Annotated in this window: 13 protein-coding genes; 10 read left to right on the top strand and 3 right to left on the bottom strand. The window is 74.1% G+C overall.

From position 1 onward, the window contains the following. Positions 1–410 precede the first annotated feature (410 nt). Positions 411–1,382: an alpha/beta hydrolase gene (locus ACIRFL_RS21700; RefSeq protein WP_404030644.1), complete on the top strand. Its 972-nt coding sequence runs from the start codon at positions 411–413 to the stop codon at positions 1,380–1,382. 105 nt (positions 1,383–1,487) lie between these two features. Here the strand turns inward: ACIRFL_RS21700 and ACIRFL_RS21695 are convergent, their stop codons facing one another. Further along, on the bottom strand, positions 1,488–3,008 hold the full coding sequence (locus ACIRFL_RS21695) for an alpha/beta hydrolase (RefSeq protein WP_404030641.1): 1,521 nt from the start codon (positions 3,006–3,008) through the stop codon (positions 1,488–1,490). Positions 3,009–3,102: 94 nt separating this feature from the next. Between ACIRFL_RS21695 and ACIRFL_RS21690 the strand changes: the two genes are divergently transcribed. The 6 genes from ACIRFL_RS21690 to ACIRFL_RS21665 all read left to right on the top strand — a co-directional run bounded on the left by ACIRFL_RS21690 (position 3,103) and on the right by ACIRFL_RS21665 (position 10,371). Next, the gene (locus ACIRFL_RS21690; RefSeq protein ID WP_404030736.1) at positions 3,103–4,092 is read left to right on the top strand and encodes a MerR family transcriptional regulator; all 990 of its coding nucleotides are present in this window, start codon (positions 3,103–3,105) and stop codon (positions 4,090–4,092) included. Between the two features lie 385 nt (positions 4,093–4,477). Continuing rightward, complete coding sequence (locus ACIRFL_RS21685) at positions 4,478–5,716, top strand: MFS transporter (protein WP_404030638.1); 1,239 nt, start codon at positions 4,478–4,480, stop codon at positions 5,714–5,716. Between the two features lie 90 nt (positions 5,717–5,806). Next, positions 5,807–6,385: a TetR/AcrR family transcriptional regulator gene (locus ACIRFL_RS21680; RefSeq protein ID WP_404030636.1), complete on the top strand. Its 579-nt coding sequence runs from the start codon at positions 5,807–5,809 to the stop codon at positions 6,383–6,385. Positions 6,386–6,491: 106 nt separating this feature from the next. Continuing rightward, on the top strand, positions 6,492–7,790 hold the full coding sequence (locus ACIRFL_RS21675; protein ID WP_404030633.1) for a hypothetical protein: 1,299 nt from the start codon (positions 6,492–6,494) through the stop codon (positions 7,788–7,790). A 51-nt stretch (positions 7,791–7,841) separates the two neighbouring features. After that, positions 7,842–8,723, top strand: coding sequence for an alpha/beta fold hydrolase (locus tag ACIRFL_RS21670; protein ID WP_404030630.1), 882 nt, complete (start codon positions 7,842–7,844; stop codon positions 8,721–8,723). Between the two features lie 292 nt (positions 8,724–9,015). Continuing rightward, complete coding sequence (locus ACIRFL_RS21665) at positions 9,016–10,371, top strand: MFS transporter (protein WP_404030628.1); 1,356 nt, start codon at positions 9,016–9,018, stop codon at positions 10,369–10,371. A gap of 141 nt (positions 10,372–10,512) precedes the next feature. On the opposite strand, the gene ACIRFL_RS21660 is transcribed toward ACIRFL_RS21665, so the two are convergent. Beyond that, complete coding sequence (locus tag ACIRFL_RS21660; protein ID WP_404030625.1) at positions 10,513–11,184, bottom strand: ScbR family autoregulator-binding transcription factor; 672 nt, start codon at positions 11,182–11,184, stop codon at positions 10,513–10,515. Positions 11,185–11,707: 523 nt separating this feature from the next. Between ACIRFL_RS21660 and ACIRFL_RS21655 the strand changes: the two genes are divergently transcribed. After that, complete coding sequence (locus ACIRFL_RS21655; protein WP_404030623.1) at positions 11,708–13,582, top strand: CocE/NonD family hydrolase; 1,875 nt, start codon at positions 11,708–11,710, stop codon at positions 13,580–13,582. A gap of 349 nt (positions 13,583–13,931) precedes the next feature. Then, complete coding sequence (locus ACIRFL_RS21650; protein WP_404030733.1) at positions 13,932–15,404, top strand: N,N-dimethylformamidase beta subunit family domain-containing protein; 1,473 nt, start codon at positions 13,932–13,934, stop codon at positions 15,402–15,404. Positions 15,405–15,449: 45 nt separating this feature from the next. Here ACIRFL_RS21650 and ACIRFL_RS21645 read toward each other — a convergent pair whose 3' ends face one another. Further along, entirely contained in the window at positions 15,450–16,004 is a 555-nt protein-coding gene (locus ACIRFL_RS21645) for a DoxX family protein (RefSeq protein ID WP_404030620.1), read from the bottom strand. A 267-nt stretch (positions 16,005–16,271) separates the two neighbouring features. Between ACIRFL_RS21645 and ACIRFL_RS21640 the strand changes: the two genes are divergently transcribed. Next, the gene (locus tag ACIRFL_RS21640; protein WP_404030618.1) at positions 16,272–18,167 is read left to right on the top strand and encodes a glycerophosphodiester phosphodiesterase; all 1,896 of its coding nucleotides are present in this window, start codon (positions 16,272–16,274) and stop codon (positions 18,165–18,167) included. Positions 18,168–18,185: the final 18 nt, after the last annotated feature.

Below are 18,185 nucleotides of genomic sequence, written 5' to 3'. Positions count from 1 at the left end.
GCCGGGGACATCCGACCGGGCCACGCGCTACGGCCGTGTGTCCAGGCCGGCGGGGGTCGCGGGCGCCGAGCGCCGGCGGGGGCCGGCTCCCCATCCGGGACGGACCGGTCGCCGTGGCGCCGGTGCGGACGCTCCGCCTCCGCGCCGGGCGGCGGCCCCTCACCCGGACACCCGACCGCCCGGCCGGCTGCCGGGTCCTCGGGACGCTCGCTGGACCACCCGGATGGCGGACATGTGTCCATGGCGGGCGGCGGGCGGGTGCGGTGCCCGGTTGCCGGGTGGGGCGGGTGCGCCTTGAGTGGAGCCAGCGCGCTCGGGGCGACGGGCGCGGCACGCACACGTACCAGCGGCAGACATGTACCAGCGGCACGCACACGTACCAGCCGGGAGCGGCCCGAACCGGAGGCATCATGTCCGACATCCCCCCGCCCATCACGCCCTACCTCGAACCCGCCGCCAGGGAACTGGCCGAGGCCACCGACGCGCACCCCCGCATCCACGAGGTGCCGCCGGAGAAGGGGCGGGACATCCTCACCGGGCTGCAGAGCGGCGAGGGGGTCCGGCGGCCGGAGGTCGACGAGGAGTGGGTGACCGTCGACGCCGGCAAGTGGGGGCGGGTGCGCACCAGGATCATCCGGCCCAGCGGGGCCACCGGTACGCTGCCCGTGGTCTTCTACATCCACGGCGCCGGCTGGGTGTTCGGCGACGACCAGACACACGACCGGCTCTTTCGCGAACTCACCGTCGGCGCGAACGCCGCGGGCGTCTTCCCGGTGTACGACCGCGCCCCCGAGGCGAAGTACCCGGCCCAGATCGAGCAGAACTACGCGGTCGGCCGGTGGCTCGCCGAGCACGGGGCCGAGCACGGCCTCGACCCGGACCGGGTGGCCGTGGCCGGCGACTCGGTCGGCGGCTGCATGTCGACCGTGTTCGCGCTGATGAACAAGGAACGCGGCGGCCTCGGCCTCAGGGCGCAGATCCTGCTGTACCCCGTCACCGACGCCGGCTTCGACACGCCCTCCTACCGGCAGTTCGCCGAGGGCTACTACCTCACCCGCGACGCCATGATCTGGTTCTGGGACCAGTACTGCACACCCGCCCAGCGGTCCGAGCCGTATGCCGCGCCCCTGCGGGCGGGCCTCGATCAGCTCAGGGGCCTGCCCGCCGCGCTGGTCGTCACCGATGAGGCGGACGTGCTGCGGGACGAGGGCGAGCAGTACGCCAACCGGCTGCGCGAGGCGGGTGTGGAGGTCACCGCGGTCCGGGTGGGCGGCATGGTCCACGACTTCATGATGCTGGACAGTCTGCGCGACACCCACGCCACGCGTGTCGCCCGCCATCTGGCCGTACAGGCCCTCCACCGGGCCCTGCACGGCAGCTGACCGCGCGCGCCGAGAAGGCGTGACCGGGTGCCGCCGAGGAGGCGTGACCGGGTGCCGCCGAGTGCGCGGCGGCGCCCGGCCCCGCCGGCCACCGGGGCGCGCGGCTCAGGCCGTCAGCCGGGCGAGCACCGAGCGCATCGCGTGCCGGACGGCCGCACGCGACTCCTCGGTCGGGTCAAGGGTCTCGAAGCCGTGCCGGCCGTGCGGCACGTCGACCACCTCGACGTCCGCGCCGCACCGTCCGGCCGCGGTCAGGAACTCCTCGACGGTGGCGGCGATCTCGGGCGTCTCCCGGCCCGCCCGGGTGAGCACGAGGGGCAGGGCGCCCGCGTCCCTCACCGCGGCGGCCGGGCGGAACCGTTCGCCGGACAGCCCCCAGTTGGGCAGCGGCGCCAGGACGGGGTAGCTGGCCGCCACGCAGCGCAGCCACGCCGGGGGCGTCCGCAGCCAGTCCGCCAAAAGCAGTCCGCCGCCGGAGAAGAACCACAGCGCGACCCGGTCCGCGGCCACCCGCGGATCGGCCCGTACCCGTGCCACCGCGGCGGCCACGTCCGCGGCGGCGCGCGCGTAGTCGGTCACGTCGTGCAGCCGGTGGTCGACGGTCGCGCCCACCACGCCCTGTCCGGCCGCGTACCGGGCGTATCCGACGAAGCTCGGCCAGTCCCGCGGCGTCGGACGGGCCCCCGCGGGCAGCGGGCCGCCGTGCACGAACACCACGGCCGGCCGCGGGCCGGGGGCGTCCGGCAGATGGAGGTCGACGTTCTCCCGGCGCTCACGCGGGCGTTCGGGCACGTCCAGCAGGAACGGCCGCAGGTGCGCGGGCGGTTGTGCGGAGCCGGCCGGCTCCAGACGGTGCCCCTCGCCGGCCGCGGCCCGCAGCAGGACCTCGGCCAGTTCGGCGGGGCAGGACAGCATCGGCCAGTGCCCGGTGGCCAGTTCGAAGAAGGTCACCCGCTCGTCGACCAGGGCCGCCAGTGCGGGATCGCCGAAGTCGACCAGTTTCTGCACCAGTTCGATGCCCGTGCCGTTGCCGGTGCACAGCACGCCGGTGGTGGGCAGCGAGGCGGCGGCGCCGGTCAGCCGCAGCGGCTGGAGCAGGGTGTGCAGCGGCTGCGGCACGGCGCGGGCCGTGAGCCGGTCGAGCGCCGCGTCGGGGATGCCCGCGGTGCTGCCCCAGCGCCGCCAGTCACCACGGGACGGTGGGTCCAGCACGTCGCCGGCGCCCGCGGTCGCGGCGCGTGCAGCGAGCCGTGCCCGCAGTTCCTGGTCGGGTACGGCGGCCAGGGCCGGCGTACCGTCCTGGGGCAGCGCCCCGTCCACGCACACGATCCTGGCGATGCGCTCCGCTCGCCGGTCGGCGGCGCCCAGCGCCGGATGGATGCCGTAGCCGTGGCCGACCAGGACGATCCCGCCGTCCGCCGGCCGGTCCACCGCGTCGATTACGGCGACCACGTCCGCGACATGGGTGTCCAGATCGACACGGCCTCCCGCCGTGTCGTCGGCCGCGCCCGGCCCGGTGAGGGCGACCGCGTGCGCCTCGGCGCCCGCCGCGGCCAGCCGCGCGGCCGTCTCCTCCCACACGTGTGCGCCGGTGAACACGTCCGGCACCATGATGAACACGGTCATGGCTCTCTCCTCAGCACGCGGTCGTCGCGGGCCGGCCCCGTGATCCGGCCCGCGCTCGCCGGTACCGTAGGAACTCCCCCGGAGGGAGATTCAACTGTCCATGTCGTACGACGGCCTGTGGAGCATCGGCGAACTCGCCGAGCAGGCGGGCGTCACCGTCAAGACCGTCCGTTTCTACTCCGACCGCGGCCTGCTGCCGGAGACCTCGCGCAGCGCCGGAGGACACCGCCGTTACGGCCCGGACGCGCTGGACCGGCTGCGGCTGATCCGTGCCCTGCGCGCCCTCGACCTGCCGCTCCCCCAGGTCCGCCGCATCCTCGACCAGGAACATCTCGATCCGGCACACGAGGACAACGACGGGGGCAGCGCGCTCGAAGGGGCCGTCGCGGAGCGGCTGCGCGCCCTCGGCTCCCAGCTCGCGGCGCTGCGCTGGCGCGAGGCGGCGCTGCGGCTGGTGCAGGAGTCGCCGCCCGGTCTGCGGGCCGAGCGGCTGCGGCTGATCGGTGCGCTGGCCGTGCCGCCGAGCACCGCTGCCATGGCCCGGTTCTGGCGCGCCTGGCTGCCGGCCCGGATGCCGGCCCGGGCGGTGGCCGCGTTCCTGGACGTGGCGGTCCCGCCCCCGCCCGACGACCCCACCCCGGAGCAGACGCTGGCCTTCGCCCGGCTGCACGCCCTGACGAGCGGCCCGTGCACCGGCGCCGGACCGACCCAGCCCGCGGCACACCGGGCCGCGGGGGCCGCGGGGTCGGCCGTGCTGTACGCGGGCCTGGCCGAGGCGTACGAACTGGCGGGCGTGCAGCTGCGCCGGGGCCGGCCGCCGCATCCGGGCGAGGCGCTGGACGGTTTCGTGGCCGCCTACACGGACGCGTACGGCACCCGGGACACCCCCGCGTTCCGCCGTCTGCTGGTCGGGCAACTCGCCGCCGATCCGCGGATCGACCGTTACTGGGAGCTGACGGCCGTGGTGCTGACCCCGCCGGGTGGCCAGCCGCCGCCGACCCCCGGCTCCGCACACGACTGGCTGCTCGCGGCGCTGACCACCCAGACCGCCGGCACGCCCCCGGGCCCGCCGACACCCCGCTAGGCGGGACAGCGCCCCGAAGGGGCGCGGGGCTGTATTGGATATGCGGCTCCGCCGCGCGGGCGCGCCCAGCCACAACGCCGCCGCAGACAACCGACGGCCCACCGCAGCACACCCAGCAGAGCGCTCCGCTGAGCGACACACCGCCCCGCAGGGGCGCGGGGAACTCCGCGACCAGCCACAAAGCCCCGCAGACAACCGACGGCCCACCACGGCGCACCCAGCGGAGCGCTTGTCATCTCTCGACGAGATGGCCCTCATCGGGATTCATCGTCGCGCGAGGGGAAGCAATCCGGGCCGCCGATTGCTGCTGCACGCGACGGCACCGACGACGCTGCCAGACCATCCCGCCGTGCCGCCCCCGGCCCGTCCCCGCGAAGAAGGCATCGTGTCCCACCCACCGGATCTGACCGCGCAGCGCCGCACTGCCGATACCTCCGGCTCCGTCGGCGTCCCGGGCTGGCTGGTCGCCCTGCTGGCCGTCGCCACCGGCATGACCGTCGCCAACCTGTACTACGCCCAGCCGCTGCTCTCCCAGCTGCGCGACGTGTTCCAGGTGAGTGAGGCCACCGCCGGCCTGCTGATCACGCTCACCCAGATCGGTTACGTCATCGGCATGATCTTCCTCGTCCCGCTCGGCGACCGGCTGGAGAAGCGCGGCCTGGTGACCGTGCTGCTCGCGGTGACCACCGTCGCCCTGCTGGCGGCGGGCCTCGCGACCGGGTTCCCCATGCTGCTGACCGCCTCCCTGGTCAGCGGCGCTACGTCCGTCGTCGCCCAGATACTGGTGCCGTTCGCCGCGAGCCTGGCCCCGGACCACACGCGCGGCCGGATCGTGGGCCGGGTGATGAGCGGCCTGCTCACCGGCATCCTGCTGTCCCGGACGCTGAGCAGCCTGGTCTCCGACGTGGCCGGCTGGCGCGTCGTCTACCTCGGCTCCGCGGTCCTGATGGCGGTGCTGGCGGTGGCCCTGTGGGTGGCTCTGCCGCAGCAGGCGCCCACCATCTCCGTGCCGTACCACCATGTGCTGCGCTCCACCGCCGCCCTGCTGCGCACCCACCCCGTGCTGCGGCGCCGCGGCCTGTACCAGGCGGCGATGTTCGGTGCCTTCAGCGCCTTCTGGACCACCGTCTCCTACCTCCTGACCGGCCCGCGCTTCCACTACTCCGCCATCGGCGTCGGCATCTTCGCGCTGGTCGGGGCGGCCGGGGCGGCCATCGCGCCGCTCGCCGGGCGCTGGGCGGACCGCGGGCTCGTGCGGCCCATGACCGGCGGCGCGTTCGCCGCCGCCGCGGTGGCCTTCGCCGTCGCGGGGTTCGGGCAGCACAGCATCGTGTTCGTCGCCCTGGCCGCCGTCGTCGTCGACATGGCCGTGCAGACGAGTCTGATCCTCGGCCAGCACACCGTCTACCAGCTCGACGCGCATGCCCGGGCCCGCCTCAACTCGGCCTTCATCGCCGTGTTCTTCCTCGGCGGCGCCCTCGGCTCCCAGCTCGGCTCCTTCGCCTACCGTGCGGCCGGCTGGGGCGCGGTGAGCGCCTTCGGCGCGGCCCTGCCGCTGCTGGCGCTGCTGTACTGGCTCACCGAGCGCCGCGGCACCACCGAGGGTTCGCCACAGACCGCCTGAACCGGCCGGCAGCCGACGTCGACGGTGCGGGCGTCATCGACAGGCCAACGTTTCTTGAGCGCTCGATCCAGATAAGTTACGGTAGGGCGCATGGCACGAACCCGGGAATTCGACACCGAGGCCGCGGTGGCCCGCGCGATGGAACTGTTCTGGACGCGCGGCTACGAGGCGACCTCCGTGCGCGACCTGACGGCCCACCTGGGCATCGGACAGGGCTCGCTGTACGCCGCGTTCGGCGACAAGGACGGCCTGTACCGGGCCGCGCTCGAGCACTACCGGGCCACCCTCGCGGCGGCGGCCCTGCGCAGCCTCGACGAGGGAGCCGACGCCCGGTCGGCGATCCGCACCATGCTGGTCGAGCGGATCCGGATCGCCGTCGACCACGGCGGCCGGGGCTGCCTGCTGGTCAACGCCGCCTGCGAACGCCTGCCGGGCGACCCGGCGACCGGCCGCCTCGTGCGCGACGTGCTGAGCGCAAGCCAGGAAGCGCTCACCGACGCGTTGCGCGCGGCGGCCGAGCGGGGCGAACTCGCGCCGCGGCACGACCCGTACACCCTCGCGGCCTACCTCGTCACCTTCCTCAACGGCCTGCTGGTCTCCTCCAAGATCACTCCGGACGCCCGCACCCTCGAACCCCTCGTGGAGGTCGCGCTGGCGGCCCTCGACTGACACCTCACGCCCACGGCCGACCCGCGGCCGGCCGGTTTCCCGACATCCGCCATCTCTTCATGCCCGCAATCTGGATCGTACGATCCAGATAATTCGGAGGAGCACGATGCCCCCTTCACCGACCCCGGCCGCACCCGCTGTCGGCGGCAGCCGCTGGAACACCTTCCCGGCGGCGAGCAGCATGACCGCCCGCGAGTTCTTCACCGGCGCCGAACCCCTGTTGCAAGGGACCATCGACGCCCTGCCGCGCCCTGACTTCGACGTGCTGCGCGCGCAGATCCACGCGACCCTCGGCCTCGGCACCCGGGAGACCTCGCTGCCGCTGGGCATCGGCCCCGACAGCGCCCGCGCGGCCCGTGAACTGGGCGCGCAGGCCGAGTCCATCGGTCGCGAGCTGGCGTCCTGGACGGCAGACGCCCTGGTACGGCTGCGCGGCCGGCGCACGCCACCGCCCGCGGGCCCACTGGTGGTGCGCAGCCACTGCTACGGCCATCTGCTCACCCGCCCCGCGGCCGAACTGCTGCTGGGCAGCGCCGGCGACTCGGTCGCGATGCAGCTCTACAACGAGTGGCTGCACCAGATCGTCCTGCTGCGCGACGCCCTGCTGCCCTTCGCCGACTGGCACGAGGTACCGCTGCTGGTCACCCCGACCGGGATGCGGCATACCGAGCAGGCCCGCGACCGCTTCCTCACCGAACTCCTGGTCCGTCAGATCCGGCACTCCAGCATCGTGGACTTCGCCCGCCACGTCGTCACCGGCGCCCCGGGGCCCAGCGGCTACGGGTTCGACGCCGACGGCGGCACCGTCCTGCCCGCCGTCGTGGACGGACCGCCCCGCACCGCACCGGGGTACCTGCTGACCTGGCGCCGTGACCCCGCCGCCGCGGGCAGCGCCACCTACGTCGCCGAGCCGCGGGACTACTACGCCGCGCCGCGCACCCCGGCCGAACAGCTGCCGCCCGCCACCGCGGCTCCTGGGCCCCTCACCGCCCGTGTCGTCACCGGTGAGGCCGTCGACGGGACCCGTACCGCCCGGATCGAGGTGACCCACGACGGCGCCACCGCCCGCGTCGACCTCGGCCAGGCCCTGCGCGGCCACCGCTTCGCCCGCCACCGCGCCGCCGCTGACGCCCCGGCCGCCGACGGCATTCCCAGCCCCGGTCCATGGGCCGTGCTGCGGGCGCCCGCACTGGTGTCGGCCGAGGCGAGCGGCGTCACCGTGGACGCCACCGGCCAGGCCGACCTCGTCGTGCTCGCCCTGCTCGGCAGGCTCTACCCGGACCACGTCGTCCTGCGCTCCCCCGGACGCGACGGCGACCCCGGCGGGCCGGGCGGCCTGCTCATCGAAGCGCGCGGCCAGGACCGCGGCGGGCGTCCGGACGGCCCGACGCCGGCCGCCCGCTGATCAACCGAACCGAACGGCTCCGGCCACATACCTGGAAGGACCAGCGAGACCATGATGTTCGACCACCGCCAAGAGCCCGTCCGCACCGGCCGTGCCGCGGTCAACGGCACACAACTGCACTACCGGACCGCCGGGTCCGGCCCGGCGGTCGTGCTGCTGCACGGCGTGCCCAAGACCGGCTACCACTGGCGGCATCTGGTGCCGAAGCTGACGCCGGCGCACACCGTCGTCGTCCCGGACCTGCGCGGCCTCGGCGACTCCGCCCGGCCCGCGGACGGATTCGACTCCGCGACCATGAGCGACGACATCGCCGCGCTGATGGCCGGTCTCGGCCACGAGACCTACGCCGTGATGGGCGAGGACTGGGGAGCGGTGGTCGGCTACCAGCTCGCCGCCCGGCACCGTGACCGCGTCGACGCCCTGGTGTTCGCCGAGGCGCTGCTGCCCGGCTTCGGCTTCGAGGAGCACACCGCCCTCACCCCGGAGAACGTCGCCAGCGGCATGCACCTGTGGCACCTGGGGTTCTACTTCCAGCCGGACGTACCGGAGATGCTGATCGCGGGGCACGAACGCGAGCTCATCACATACATGCTGAAGACGGAACGCAGCCATCCCGACACCGCCACGCCGGACGCGGTCGACGAGTACGTGCGCTGCTATTCCATGCCCGGCGGCATCCGCGCGATGCTCGCCGTGTACCGGGCCATGCTCGTCGACGCCGAACAGAACCGGCAGACGGCGCGGAAGAAACTGGACATCCCGGTCCTGGCGCTGGGCGGCGCGGCGTTCATCGGCGAGCGCAACGAGGCGCAGATGCGGCTCATGGCCCACGACGTCACCGGCCATGTCTTCGCGGCGGGCCACGACCTGGCCGAGGAGGTCCCCGACGAGGTGGCCGACGTGACACTGCCGTTCCTGGCCGCACGGAGGTAACCCGGCGAAGGTAGCCCAGCGGAAGTAGCCGCACGGAGGTCACCCAGCGGAGGTAGCCGGGCAGAGGTAGCCCCACGGAGATAACCCGGTGGAGGTAGCCCGGCGCAGGTAATCGCACGGCGGTAGCCCCGCTGCGGTAACCGGGCGGAGGCAACCCCGCGGGGGTGACCGCTCGGAGGCGGCCGGGCGGGGCCAGTTGGGGCACGGTCACCCGCCGTGGCCGGCCCGGGTGTCGGTCGTCGCCGGTACGCTCCACCCGGTGGGGGTGCCGGGGAAGGGAGTGGGCTGCGGCATGGGGGAACAGGACGGGCGGGACACCGGGCGGGCGGGAGCCGGTCCGTGGGCGCCGCTTGCGCACCGGCCCTTCCGCCGTCTGGCGGCCGGGCGGCTGCTGGTGTACTTCGCCAATGCGATGGCCCCGGTCGCCCTCGCCTTCGCCGTGCTCGACACGACCGGTTCGACGACCGACCTGGGCCTGGTGGTCGGCGCGCGTTCGCTCGCCAACGTGGCGCTGCTGCTGGTCGGCGGGGTGGTCGCCGACCGGGTGCGGCGCACGCTGGTGCTCCAGGGCTCGGCGCTGGCCGCGTCCGCGGTGCAGGCGGCCATCGCCGCGAGCGTGCTGCTGGGGGCGGCGTCGATTCCGCTGCTGATGCTGCTCAGCGTCCTCAACGGCGCGCTGGCCGCCATCTCGTTGCCGGCGTCCGCGGCGCTGACCCCGCAGACCGTGGCGTCCGAGCTGATCCGCCCGGCCAACGCCGTGCTGCGGATGGGCATCAACCTGGGCGCCATCGCCGGTGCTTCGCTGGCCGGCGTGGTGGCGGCCGCACTCGGACCCGGCTGGGGCCTGGCCGGCAACGCGGTCGCGTTCAGCGGCGCGGCCGTGTGTTTCCTGGGCGTGACGGTGCCCGGGGCTGACGGGAAGGCCGCGCCCGGCGAACGGGTCCGTCCCGTGCGCGAACTGCGCGAGGGCTGGCGGGAGTTCACCGCCCGCCGCTGGGTGTGGCTGGTCGTCCTGCAATTCATGGTGGTCAACGCGGTGATCGCGGGTGGCGTGCAGGTGCTCGGCCCGGGCATCGCGGACGACACCTTCGGCCGCGGGCTATGGGGCGCGGTGCTGGCCGCCCAGATGGCGGGGGCGCTGGTCGGCGGGGTCCTCGCCGCCCGGTCCCGGGTCCGCCACGCGCTGCTGCTGGGGGTGGCGCTGACGGCGATGGAGGCGGTGCCGCTGATGATCCTGGCCGAGGCACCGCACGCCCTGCTGCTGGGCGTCGCGATGTTCGCCAGCGGGCTGGCCCTGGAACAGTTCGGGGTGGCGTGGGACGTCTCGTTGCAGGAGAACATCCCGCACGACCGGCTGGCCCGCGTGTACGCGTACGACGCGCTGGGCTCCTTCGTGGCGCTGCCCCTGGGCGAGATGACCGCCGGGCCGCTGGCCCACCGCCTGGGCACCGGCACCACGCTGCTGGCCGGGGCCGCCCTGGTGGCCGCCGTCACGGCGGCGGCCGTGTGCAGCCGGCAGATCCGCACCCTGACGACGGGCCGCACCCCGGCGGCGGCCGGAACACCGCACCTGACCGGAACACCGAAGACACCGCACACACCCGAGACACCGGAGACGCCGGGGACAGCCGAGGCACTGCCGCGGTGACGCGCGCCGCGGGTGTCCCCCGCCGACGGCCCGTCGGGCCCGCGGCCGGGCACCGGGCAGCGGCCTTCTCGTCGGATAAGAAACAGCACGTGCGGTATGCCCAACGGCACGGTGGACGGCGGGGGCGGCCGGCCGGCGGTGTCAGACCTCGCTGGTCACCAGGGCGGCCCGCCGGGCGTGTTCCGCCTCCGCCTCGCGTACGACGCGGGCGCCGCGGTCGGGCGCGGTGTCCAGCCTGATCAGCGCCGCGGGTGTGGCGACGGCCGGCAGCATGTGGTTGTACAGGACGGAGACCCGCTCGCTGAGATCACCCCAGCGGGAGGCGGCCTCGGAGAACGCCTGCGTGCCCAGCCAGGCCCCGAAGAAGCACTCGGCGGTCTGCGCGGGCTCGACGTGCGGCAGCACCTCACCCCGCTCCCGTGCCTCCGTCAGCAGCGCGGTCGACTGCTCGACCCAGGCCGGCCAGGTGCTGCCGAACAGGGTGCGTCCCTGCAGGTCGCCGGAGAGCCGGATGCCCGCCCGCAGGATGACGTCCCGGGGGACCTGGTGCGCCAGCGTCATGCCGGTGTCCACCCACTCCTGCAATTTCAGTTCGCGCGGCACGCGGTGGTCGCGGGTGATCCGCGCCTCGATCACACCGCGCGCCAGCGCGTCCTTGGAGTCGAAGTGGAAGTACAGGGCGCCCTTGGTCACCCCAGCACGTTCCAGGATCTCCGCGATGGTCGCCGCGGCGTAGCCACGCTCGGCGAAGACCGAGGCGGCGGCCTCGACAACAGCACGGCGGGTCCGGACCGCACGCTCCTGCCGTGCCATGGGACCGCTCCTTTGGTGAAAACCAAACCGAACGTGATGCACCTTACCCCAATGAACCGCCACCGCCCCGGCGGTGATCGACGGCGACGGTCCGTCGGTCCTCGGTGCCGCGCCGGCCGCCGGGCGCGGGTCCGGTGCCCGCTCGGCGGATGAGGGAGCGGGCCCGGATCCGTCCGCCCCGCAGGACCGCCCGCCGCGTCGGCGCCCCGGGCGGCGGCCCTCGTGAGCGGGGTCTGCGTGCCGCACGGTCGGCCGACTCACCGCGCACCTCGTGGCGTTGGTCCGGTACCGCCACGGGCGCCGACCGGTGGAAGCGGTAACACAGCGGACACGCAGGGGCGTTGACGCGTTCCCGTGGTGATCATAGGCTTCCCGGCCATCGCCACCGGCCCGGTCGGCGCCCGCGCACCAACTCGCCGCGGGCGTACGGCCGTTCCGTCGCCGCCTTCGCGCGGCGGGCCGGCGGGCGCCGCTCGACCGGTACCACCTGCACCATCCCGTAGCCAGCACTCCGGAGGAGCATGTGAAGAGACGTCGCGCGGCCGCCTGGGCCGCCTCCACACTCGTCACCACCCTCGCGCTGACCGCCGCGCTCATCCACCCCGCCACCGCGGCGCCCGACGCCACGGCGCCCACCGGGACGGCGGTGGCCACCGCGACCGACCCCGTCACCCACGCGGAGAACGACCGCGTCCCGAAGGGCTCCGTCTGGACGCAGCACTACTTCCCGTCCTCCGACCGCTCCGGCACCGAACTGCACGCCGACGTCCTGCTGCCCGAGGGGCTGCGCAAGGGCGCGAAGGTGCCCGTCATCGTGTCGGTCGGCCCGTACTTCGGGCACTCCGGGCAGACCGGCCCCGAGGGCTGGACGCACACCGGCCCCTCCTCCCGGTTCCAGGACTTCATCGAGGGCACCGACCTGTTCGCCCACGGCTACGCCTTCGTCATGGTGGACCTGCGCGGCTTCGGCGGCTCCACCGGCTGCCTCGACTGGGGCGGTCCCGGCGAGCAGGCCGACGTCAAGGCCGCCGTCGACTGGGCCGCGCGCCAGCCGTGGTCCACCGGGGCGGTGGGCATGTACGGCAAGTCCTACGACGCCGTCACCGGCCTGATCGGCAACAACCTGGACCAGAAGGCGCTCAAGGCCGTCGTCGCCCAGGAGCCCGTGTGGGACATGTACCAGTACATCTACTCCAACGGTGTGCCCCGCCCGAACGTGACCGGCACCGCGAACGCCTACAACTCCATCGCCACGATCGCCCCGTTGGCGGACGACGACCCCCGCTACCGGGCCAACGCCCGATGGGAGGACTCCCACCCCGAGTGCCTGACGCAGAACTCGGCCGGATACCGGATCGCCGACCAGTGGGACGAGCACTGGACCTCCCGTGACCTGGCCAAGACGGCCAAGGGCTCCGACACCCCGCTCTTCGTGACCCAGGGCTTCATCGAGAACAACACCAAGCCCGAGGAGATGCAGGAGTACCTCGACAACCACGTGGGTCCGGAGCGCGGCTGGCTCGGTCAGTGGGACCATGTGCGCGGCGGCGACCGGACCGGCGACGGGCGCCTCGCCATGGGCCGCGAGGGCTGGTACGAGGAGACGCTGTCCTTCTACGACCAGTACCTCAAGGGCGTCAAGCCGAAGGTCCGCTACCCGGCCTACGCCGTCGAGGACTCCACCGGCGCCTGGCGGGCGCAGCGCACCTGGCCCGTCGTGGAGCGGTCCGCCACCCTGCCGCTCGGCGGCGGCGCGTACGTGGACGACGGCGGGGCCTCGGCTCGTACGGCCCTGGCCGCGGCCGGCGGTCCGGCGTCGAAGGCGCTCCCCCAGCCGTCGGGCACCTGGGACATGGAGAACGCGCCCGCGATCGAGCCGGCCGGCCCGAAGGCCCTGACCGACGCCACGGCGAGGCTCCAGAGGTCCGGCGCGGTCACATCGAGTTTCTTCGTGTGGTCAGAGCCGGTCCGCAAGGCGGTACGCGTCATCGGCACCCCGCGGATCTCCCTGACCGCCAAGGGCACGGGCAACATCATGCTCAAGCTGTACGACGTCGCCCCGGACGGCACGGCCGTGATGTTCGACGAGCAGGTCTCCCTGCTGGACTCGGGCCGGCTGAGCGTCGACCTCAAGGCGACCGACTGGACCCTCGCGGCCGGGCACGTCCTGGCCGTGGAGATCGGCTCCATCCAGACCGGCTCGTGGCGCGACACTCCCTCGGGCGAGACGATCTCGGTCAGGGGCGCGCAGCTGAGGCTGGCCCTGGACGACCCGGCGGACGACATCGCCACCGGCGGCGACCGGTCCCCGTTCCTGGACACCTATCTGCGCCAGTACACGGTGCAACTGCCCGCGGGACGCCCGACGTTCACGGTGCCCTCCGGCAGCCGCCGCTGACCCGCCGGCCGGTGCCGAGTGCCGCTTCGGATCGCGCCCGGAGCAGCGGCCGGCACCGGCCCCGCGCCCGTCGGCGCGACCGGCCGCTCCCGGGACGCGCGCCCGAGCGTGTCGTGTCAGCCTGGCCACAAGGCGTGGCAGGGCGAGCCGACCGGCGGGAGGAGCTGTGCACTCCGACAGACACGACCGACACAACCGACACGACGGGCACGACGGACGCGGCAGACACGACGGGCACGGCAGCGACCGCGGGCACGGCACGGCCGGCGCGGACGAGCGGACGCCTGCCGCGGCCGGCCCCGACCGCAGACGCTTCCTCGGAGTGTGCGCGGGGATCGGGCTGTCGTCCATGACGGCCGCCGCGTGCACGCCGTCCGCTCCCGCGCCTCGCCCCGCACCCGCCGCGCACCGGTCCGAAGCGGAGCGTGACCGCCCGGGCACACCCGATTGGCGCATCCGGTCCCGGGGCCCCGAGACCGCCATCGCCGGGTACGCGGACCGGTCCAGCGTGACGCCCGGCGAGAAGTGCGGACTGCATGTGTCGACGACCGCCTCGTCCTTCCGTGTCTCGGCCTTCCGCATCGGCTGGTACGGCGGTGCCCAGGCCCGGCTCGTGTGGTCGTCGGGGCGCGTGCCGGGCCGGGCCCGTCCAGGACCCCGCCTCCTGCCCGACACACGCACGGTGCGCGCCGCCTGGCCCCGCACCCTCACCTGCGACACGGCCGACTGGCCGGAGGGCGCGTACCTGCTGCGGCTCGACGCGGACACCGGCCACCAGCGCTACATACCGCTGGTCGTCCGCTCCACCGAGGGCACCGGCCGCACCGTCCTCATGCACGCCCCGGCCACTTGGCAGGCGTACAACCGGTGGGGCGGCTACAGCCTCTACAACGGCTCCTCGGGCGCGTACGCCACCCGCTCCCTGGCCGTCAGCTTCGACCGTCCCTACGACGGCGACGGCGCGGAGAAGTTCCTCGTGTACGAGCGCGCGGCGGTGGTGCTGGCCGAACGGCTCGGCATCCCGCTCGCCTACACCACCGGCACCGATGTGCACCGCGACCCGGCGGTCCTGCACGGCGCGACGGCGGTGATCACGCTGGGCCACGACGAGTACTGGACCCCGCAGCAGCGCGACCATCTCACCCGGGCCCGCGACTCCGGCACCAACATCGCCTTCCTCGGTGCCAACACCTGCTTCCGGCGCGTCCGCCTCGAACAGGGCGACACCGCGGCCGACCGCACCGTGGTCTGCTACAAGTCCTCCGTGCACAGCGACCCGTACTACGCGACCCACCCCGCCCTGGCGACGACCGACTTCCGCCTCGCCCCGGCGGCCGACCCCGAGTCGTCCCTGACCGGAGTGCTGTACGAGGGCTACCCCACGGATGCGCCGTATGTGGTGCACGCCGCCGACCACTGGCTGTACGACGGGACCGGTGTGCGTCCCGGCGACGCGTTCGCGCACCTCGTCGGCGTCGAGTACGACCGGGTCACGCCCGGGCCCTCGGTCCCCGCGCCCCTGGAGATCACGGCCCACTCCCCGCTCGTGTGCAACGGACGCCGCAGCCACAGCGATTCCGCCTACTACACGGCCGCCGGCGGCGCGGGCGTCTTCGCCACGGGCACCATGCGCTGGGTGGAAGGGCTCATGGCGGGCACCCCCGACGGTGGCCGCGACCACGGCATGGACGCCCGCACCCGCGACTTCGTCACCCGTACCACGGAGAACCTGCTGCGCGGCTTCGCCGGGGGCCCGGCCGCACATCACCGGCCGGCGCCGCGAGCGAACACCGAGGACGTGTACCGCGACGCCGGCGTGTGAACCGGCGCGTCGGCCGCACCGCGTGGGACGACGCGCGGGGACGGCTCAGACGCTGAGCGCGATCGCGGCCCCGACGCCCCCGAGGCCGAGGGCGACGGCGGCTTCGCGCCAGCCTCCGTCGCGCCAGGGGAAGTACCGGTCGAGGGCCAGCCGTCCAGGACCGATGGCGGCGACGGCGATGGCGACGACGGCGATGCTGATGTTGTACTCGACGCCGCCGTCCTGGTCCCACAGGCCATGGGCGCCGCTGACGGTCACCATGGCATTGATCATCACGCCGACGACCGCCGCGGCGGCGAGCGGGGTGAGCAGCCCGACGGCCAGACCGAGGCCGCCGACGAGTTCGGAGAGTCCGCCGATCACGGCGAAGACCCGGCCCGGGTGGTATCCGGCGCTGTCGAAGGTCTTGCCGGTGGCCGCGAGGCCCGGCCCGCCGAAGAAGCCGAACAGCTTCTGCGCGCCGTGGCCGGCCAGCAGCACTCCGAAGGTCAGTCTGATCAGCAGCAGTCCCCAGTCACCGGCGCACGGCCGGGACGCCGCAGGGGTACGCACCGCCGGTTCCGTGGAGTTCTGCGTCAACTGGGTACCGCGCTTCACCATCGCACCTGTGTTCCGCTCGGGTCGCCGGTACGGCTTCTGCTCCCCGCCCGAAGGCACACACACGCCCATGCGGCGGGACGCAATGCCTCTCCACACTCATGCTCCCGCAACACCCGCGACCCCGCACCTCGACGGCCCGGCCCTGCCCGCGAGGCAGGGACGCGGGGGCCCTGCGGCGGCGCCGTCGCGGTGATCGTCTACCCGGCCGCTGACCGGAATTCCCCCGTACGTCAGCGGGAGTTGAGCAACGAACCGTACGTTCCGCTCATGTCGAACCGATCGCTCAGCACCTTCTCGGCGGCGTTGCTCAGCTCCGCCGCACTCGTCCTCGGGGTCGTCGTCACCCCGGCGGGCGCCGACCCGACCGCGTCCGGCGCCACCGCACCGCAGAACCGGACCGTGGTGGCCGAGGACTTCTCCGGCACCGCCCTGCCCACGGGGTTCACCGCCGTGGAGGGCACCTGGCAGGTCAAGGACGGCCGACTGTACGGTACTTCGGCCAACGCGAACCAGCAGAGCCGCATCACGTTCGGCGAACACCTCAACGACTTCCGCATCGAGGTGACCGCACGGTTCGAGTCCGTGAACGACTCCGCACGGTGGACCGCGATGGGCCTCGACGTCCCCGCCGACGGCGCCGTGCCCTGGCAGATCGCCACCATGCGCAGCGGCACGACCGCCGCCAACGGCCTGGAGTTCGCCCAGCGCACCACCGCCAACGCCTGGAACGTCACCGACACCACCGCCGCGCCGTCGGCCGCCGGCACCGGCCGCGACGTACGGATCGCCGTCGAGGTGCACGGCGCCAAGGCGCGCTGGTACTTCAACGGCACCGAGGCCATGCGCACCAGCAGGCTCGCCCGTTCGGCGGGCGGCGTCGAGGCCCTGGTCGTCAACGGCGCCACGGTCTCCTTCGACGACCTGAAGGTGACCGAACTGCCCGCCGAGAGCCGCCTCCGTCCCGAGGGCTCCCCGCTGACCGTGATCGCGCACCGCGGCGCCTCCTCGGCCGCCCCGGAGAACACCCTGGTCTCCGACGAGATCGCCCGGCGCGGCGGAGCCGAGTACATCGAGAACGACGTCCAGCCGAGCAAGGACGGCGTCCCCTACGTGCTGCACGACGCAACGGTGGACCGCACCACCGACGGCATCGGTTTCATCCGGAGCCTGACGTCCGCTCAACTGGACGCGCTGGACGCCGGTTCGTGGTTCGCGCCGGTCTACAAGGGCACCCGTATCCCCACGCTGGCCGCCCAGTTGACGGATCTGAAGAGCCGCGGCGGCGCCATGCTGCTGGAGATCAAGGGCGCCCACACCCGGGACGAGGTCGCCACCATCGTCAGGACCATCCGTGACCATGGCATGACCGACCGGGTGTTCGTGCAGAGCTTCGAGGTCAGCGCGCTGCGGTACACCCACGAGCTGGCGCCCGAGCTGCCGCTGGGTCTGCTGCGGGACGCCCTGGACCCCGACCCGGTGGCCATCGCCGAGGAGCTGCACCTGTCGGCCTACAACCCGTCGGACGGCGCCCTGTCCAAGAGGCTCGGCGTGGTGCGGGACCTGCACGCGGCCGGCGTCGCGGTGAACGTCTGGACGGTGGACAGCGCGGCCCGCTGGCAGGCGCTGGAGGCCGCCGGAGTGGACGGCATCATCACCAACCGTCCGGCGGAGCTGGCCGGTTGGAACGCCGCCTGGCTGCAGCGCAAGAACGAGACCCCGCACGCGCCGGCCGTGAGCATCACCTCCCCGGCCGCCGCCGCCCGGCTCGACCGCGCGCAGGCCCCGGTCGCCGCGGTGCAGTCCACCGGCGCCGACAAGGTCACCCTCACCCTGGACGGCGGCCCCGTCGCCACCGGCAAGCCCCTCGACCTCGCTGGGCTCGCCGCCGGTGAGCACACCCTGCGCGCCGAGGCCACCGGCCCCGGCGGCACCGCCACGGCCACGTCGGTCTTCACCGTCGAGGCGTCCCGGACCGGACTCGCCCATCTGATCCTGACCTCGGGCGCCAAGGACCAGGTCGTCGCCAAGCTGACCGGCATGCTCGGCCGCGCCGACTACAAGCAGCTCGCCAAGTGGGCCGAGCGGCACGCCGGCCGGTCGGGTCTGTCCGGCGACCGCGCCGCCCTGATCGCGGCCGAGGCGTCCGCCCTGGCCAGGGCCTGACGCGGCAACCGGCCGGCC

It is taken from the genome of Streptomyces sp. NPDC102462 (assembly GCF_044765425.1).
Classification (GTDB): Bacteria; Actinomycetota; Actinomycetes; order Streptomycetales; family Streptomycetaceae; genus Streptomyces.
This window is presented reverse-complemented; position numbering and strand designations above follow the sequence as displayed.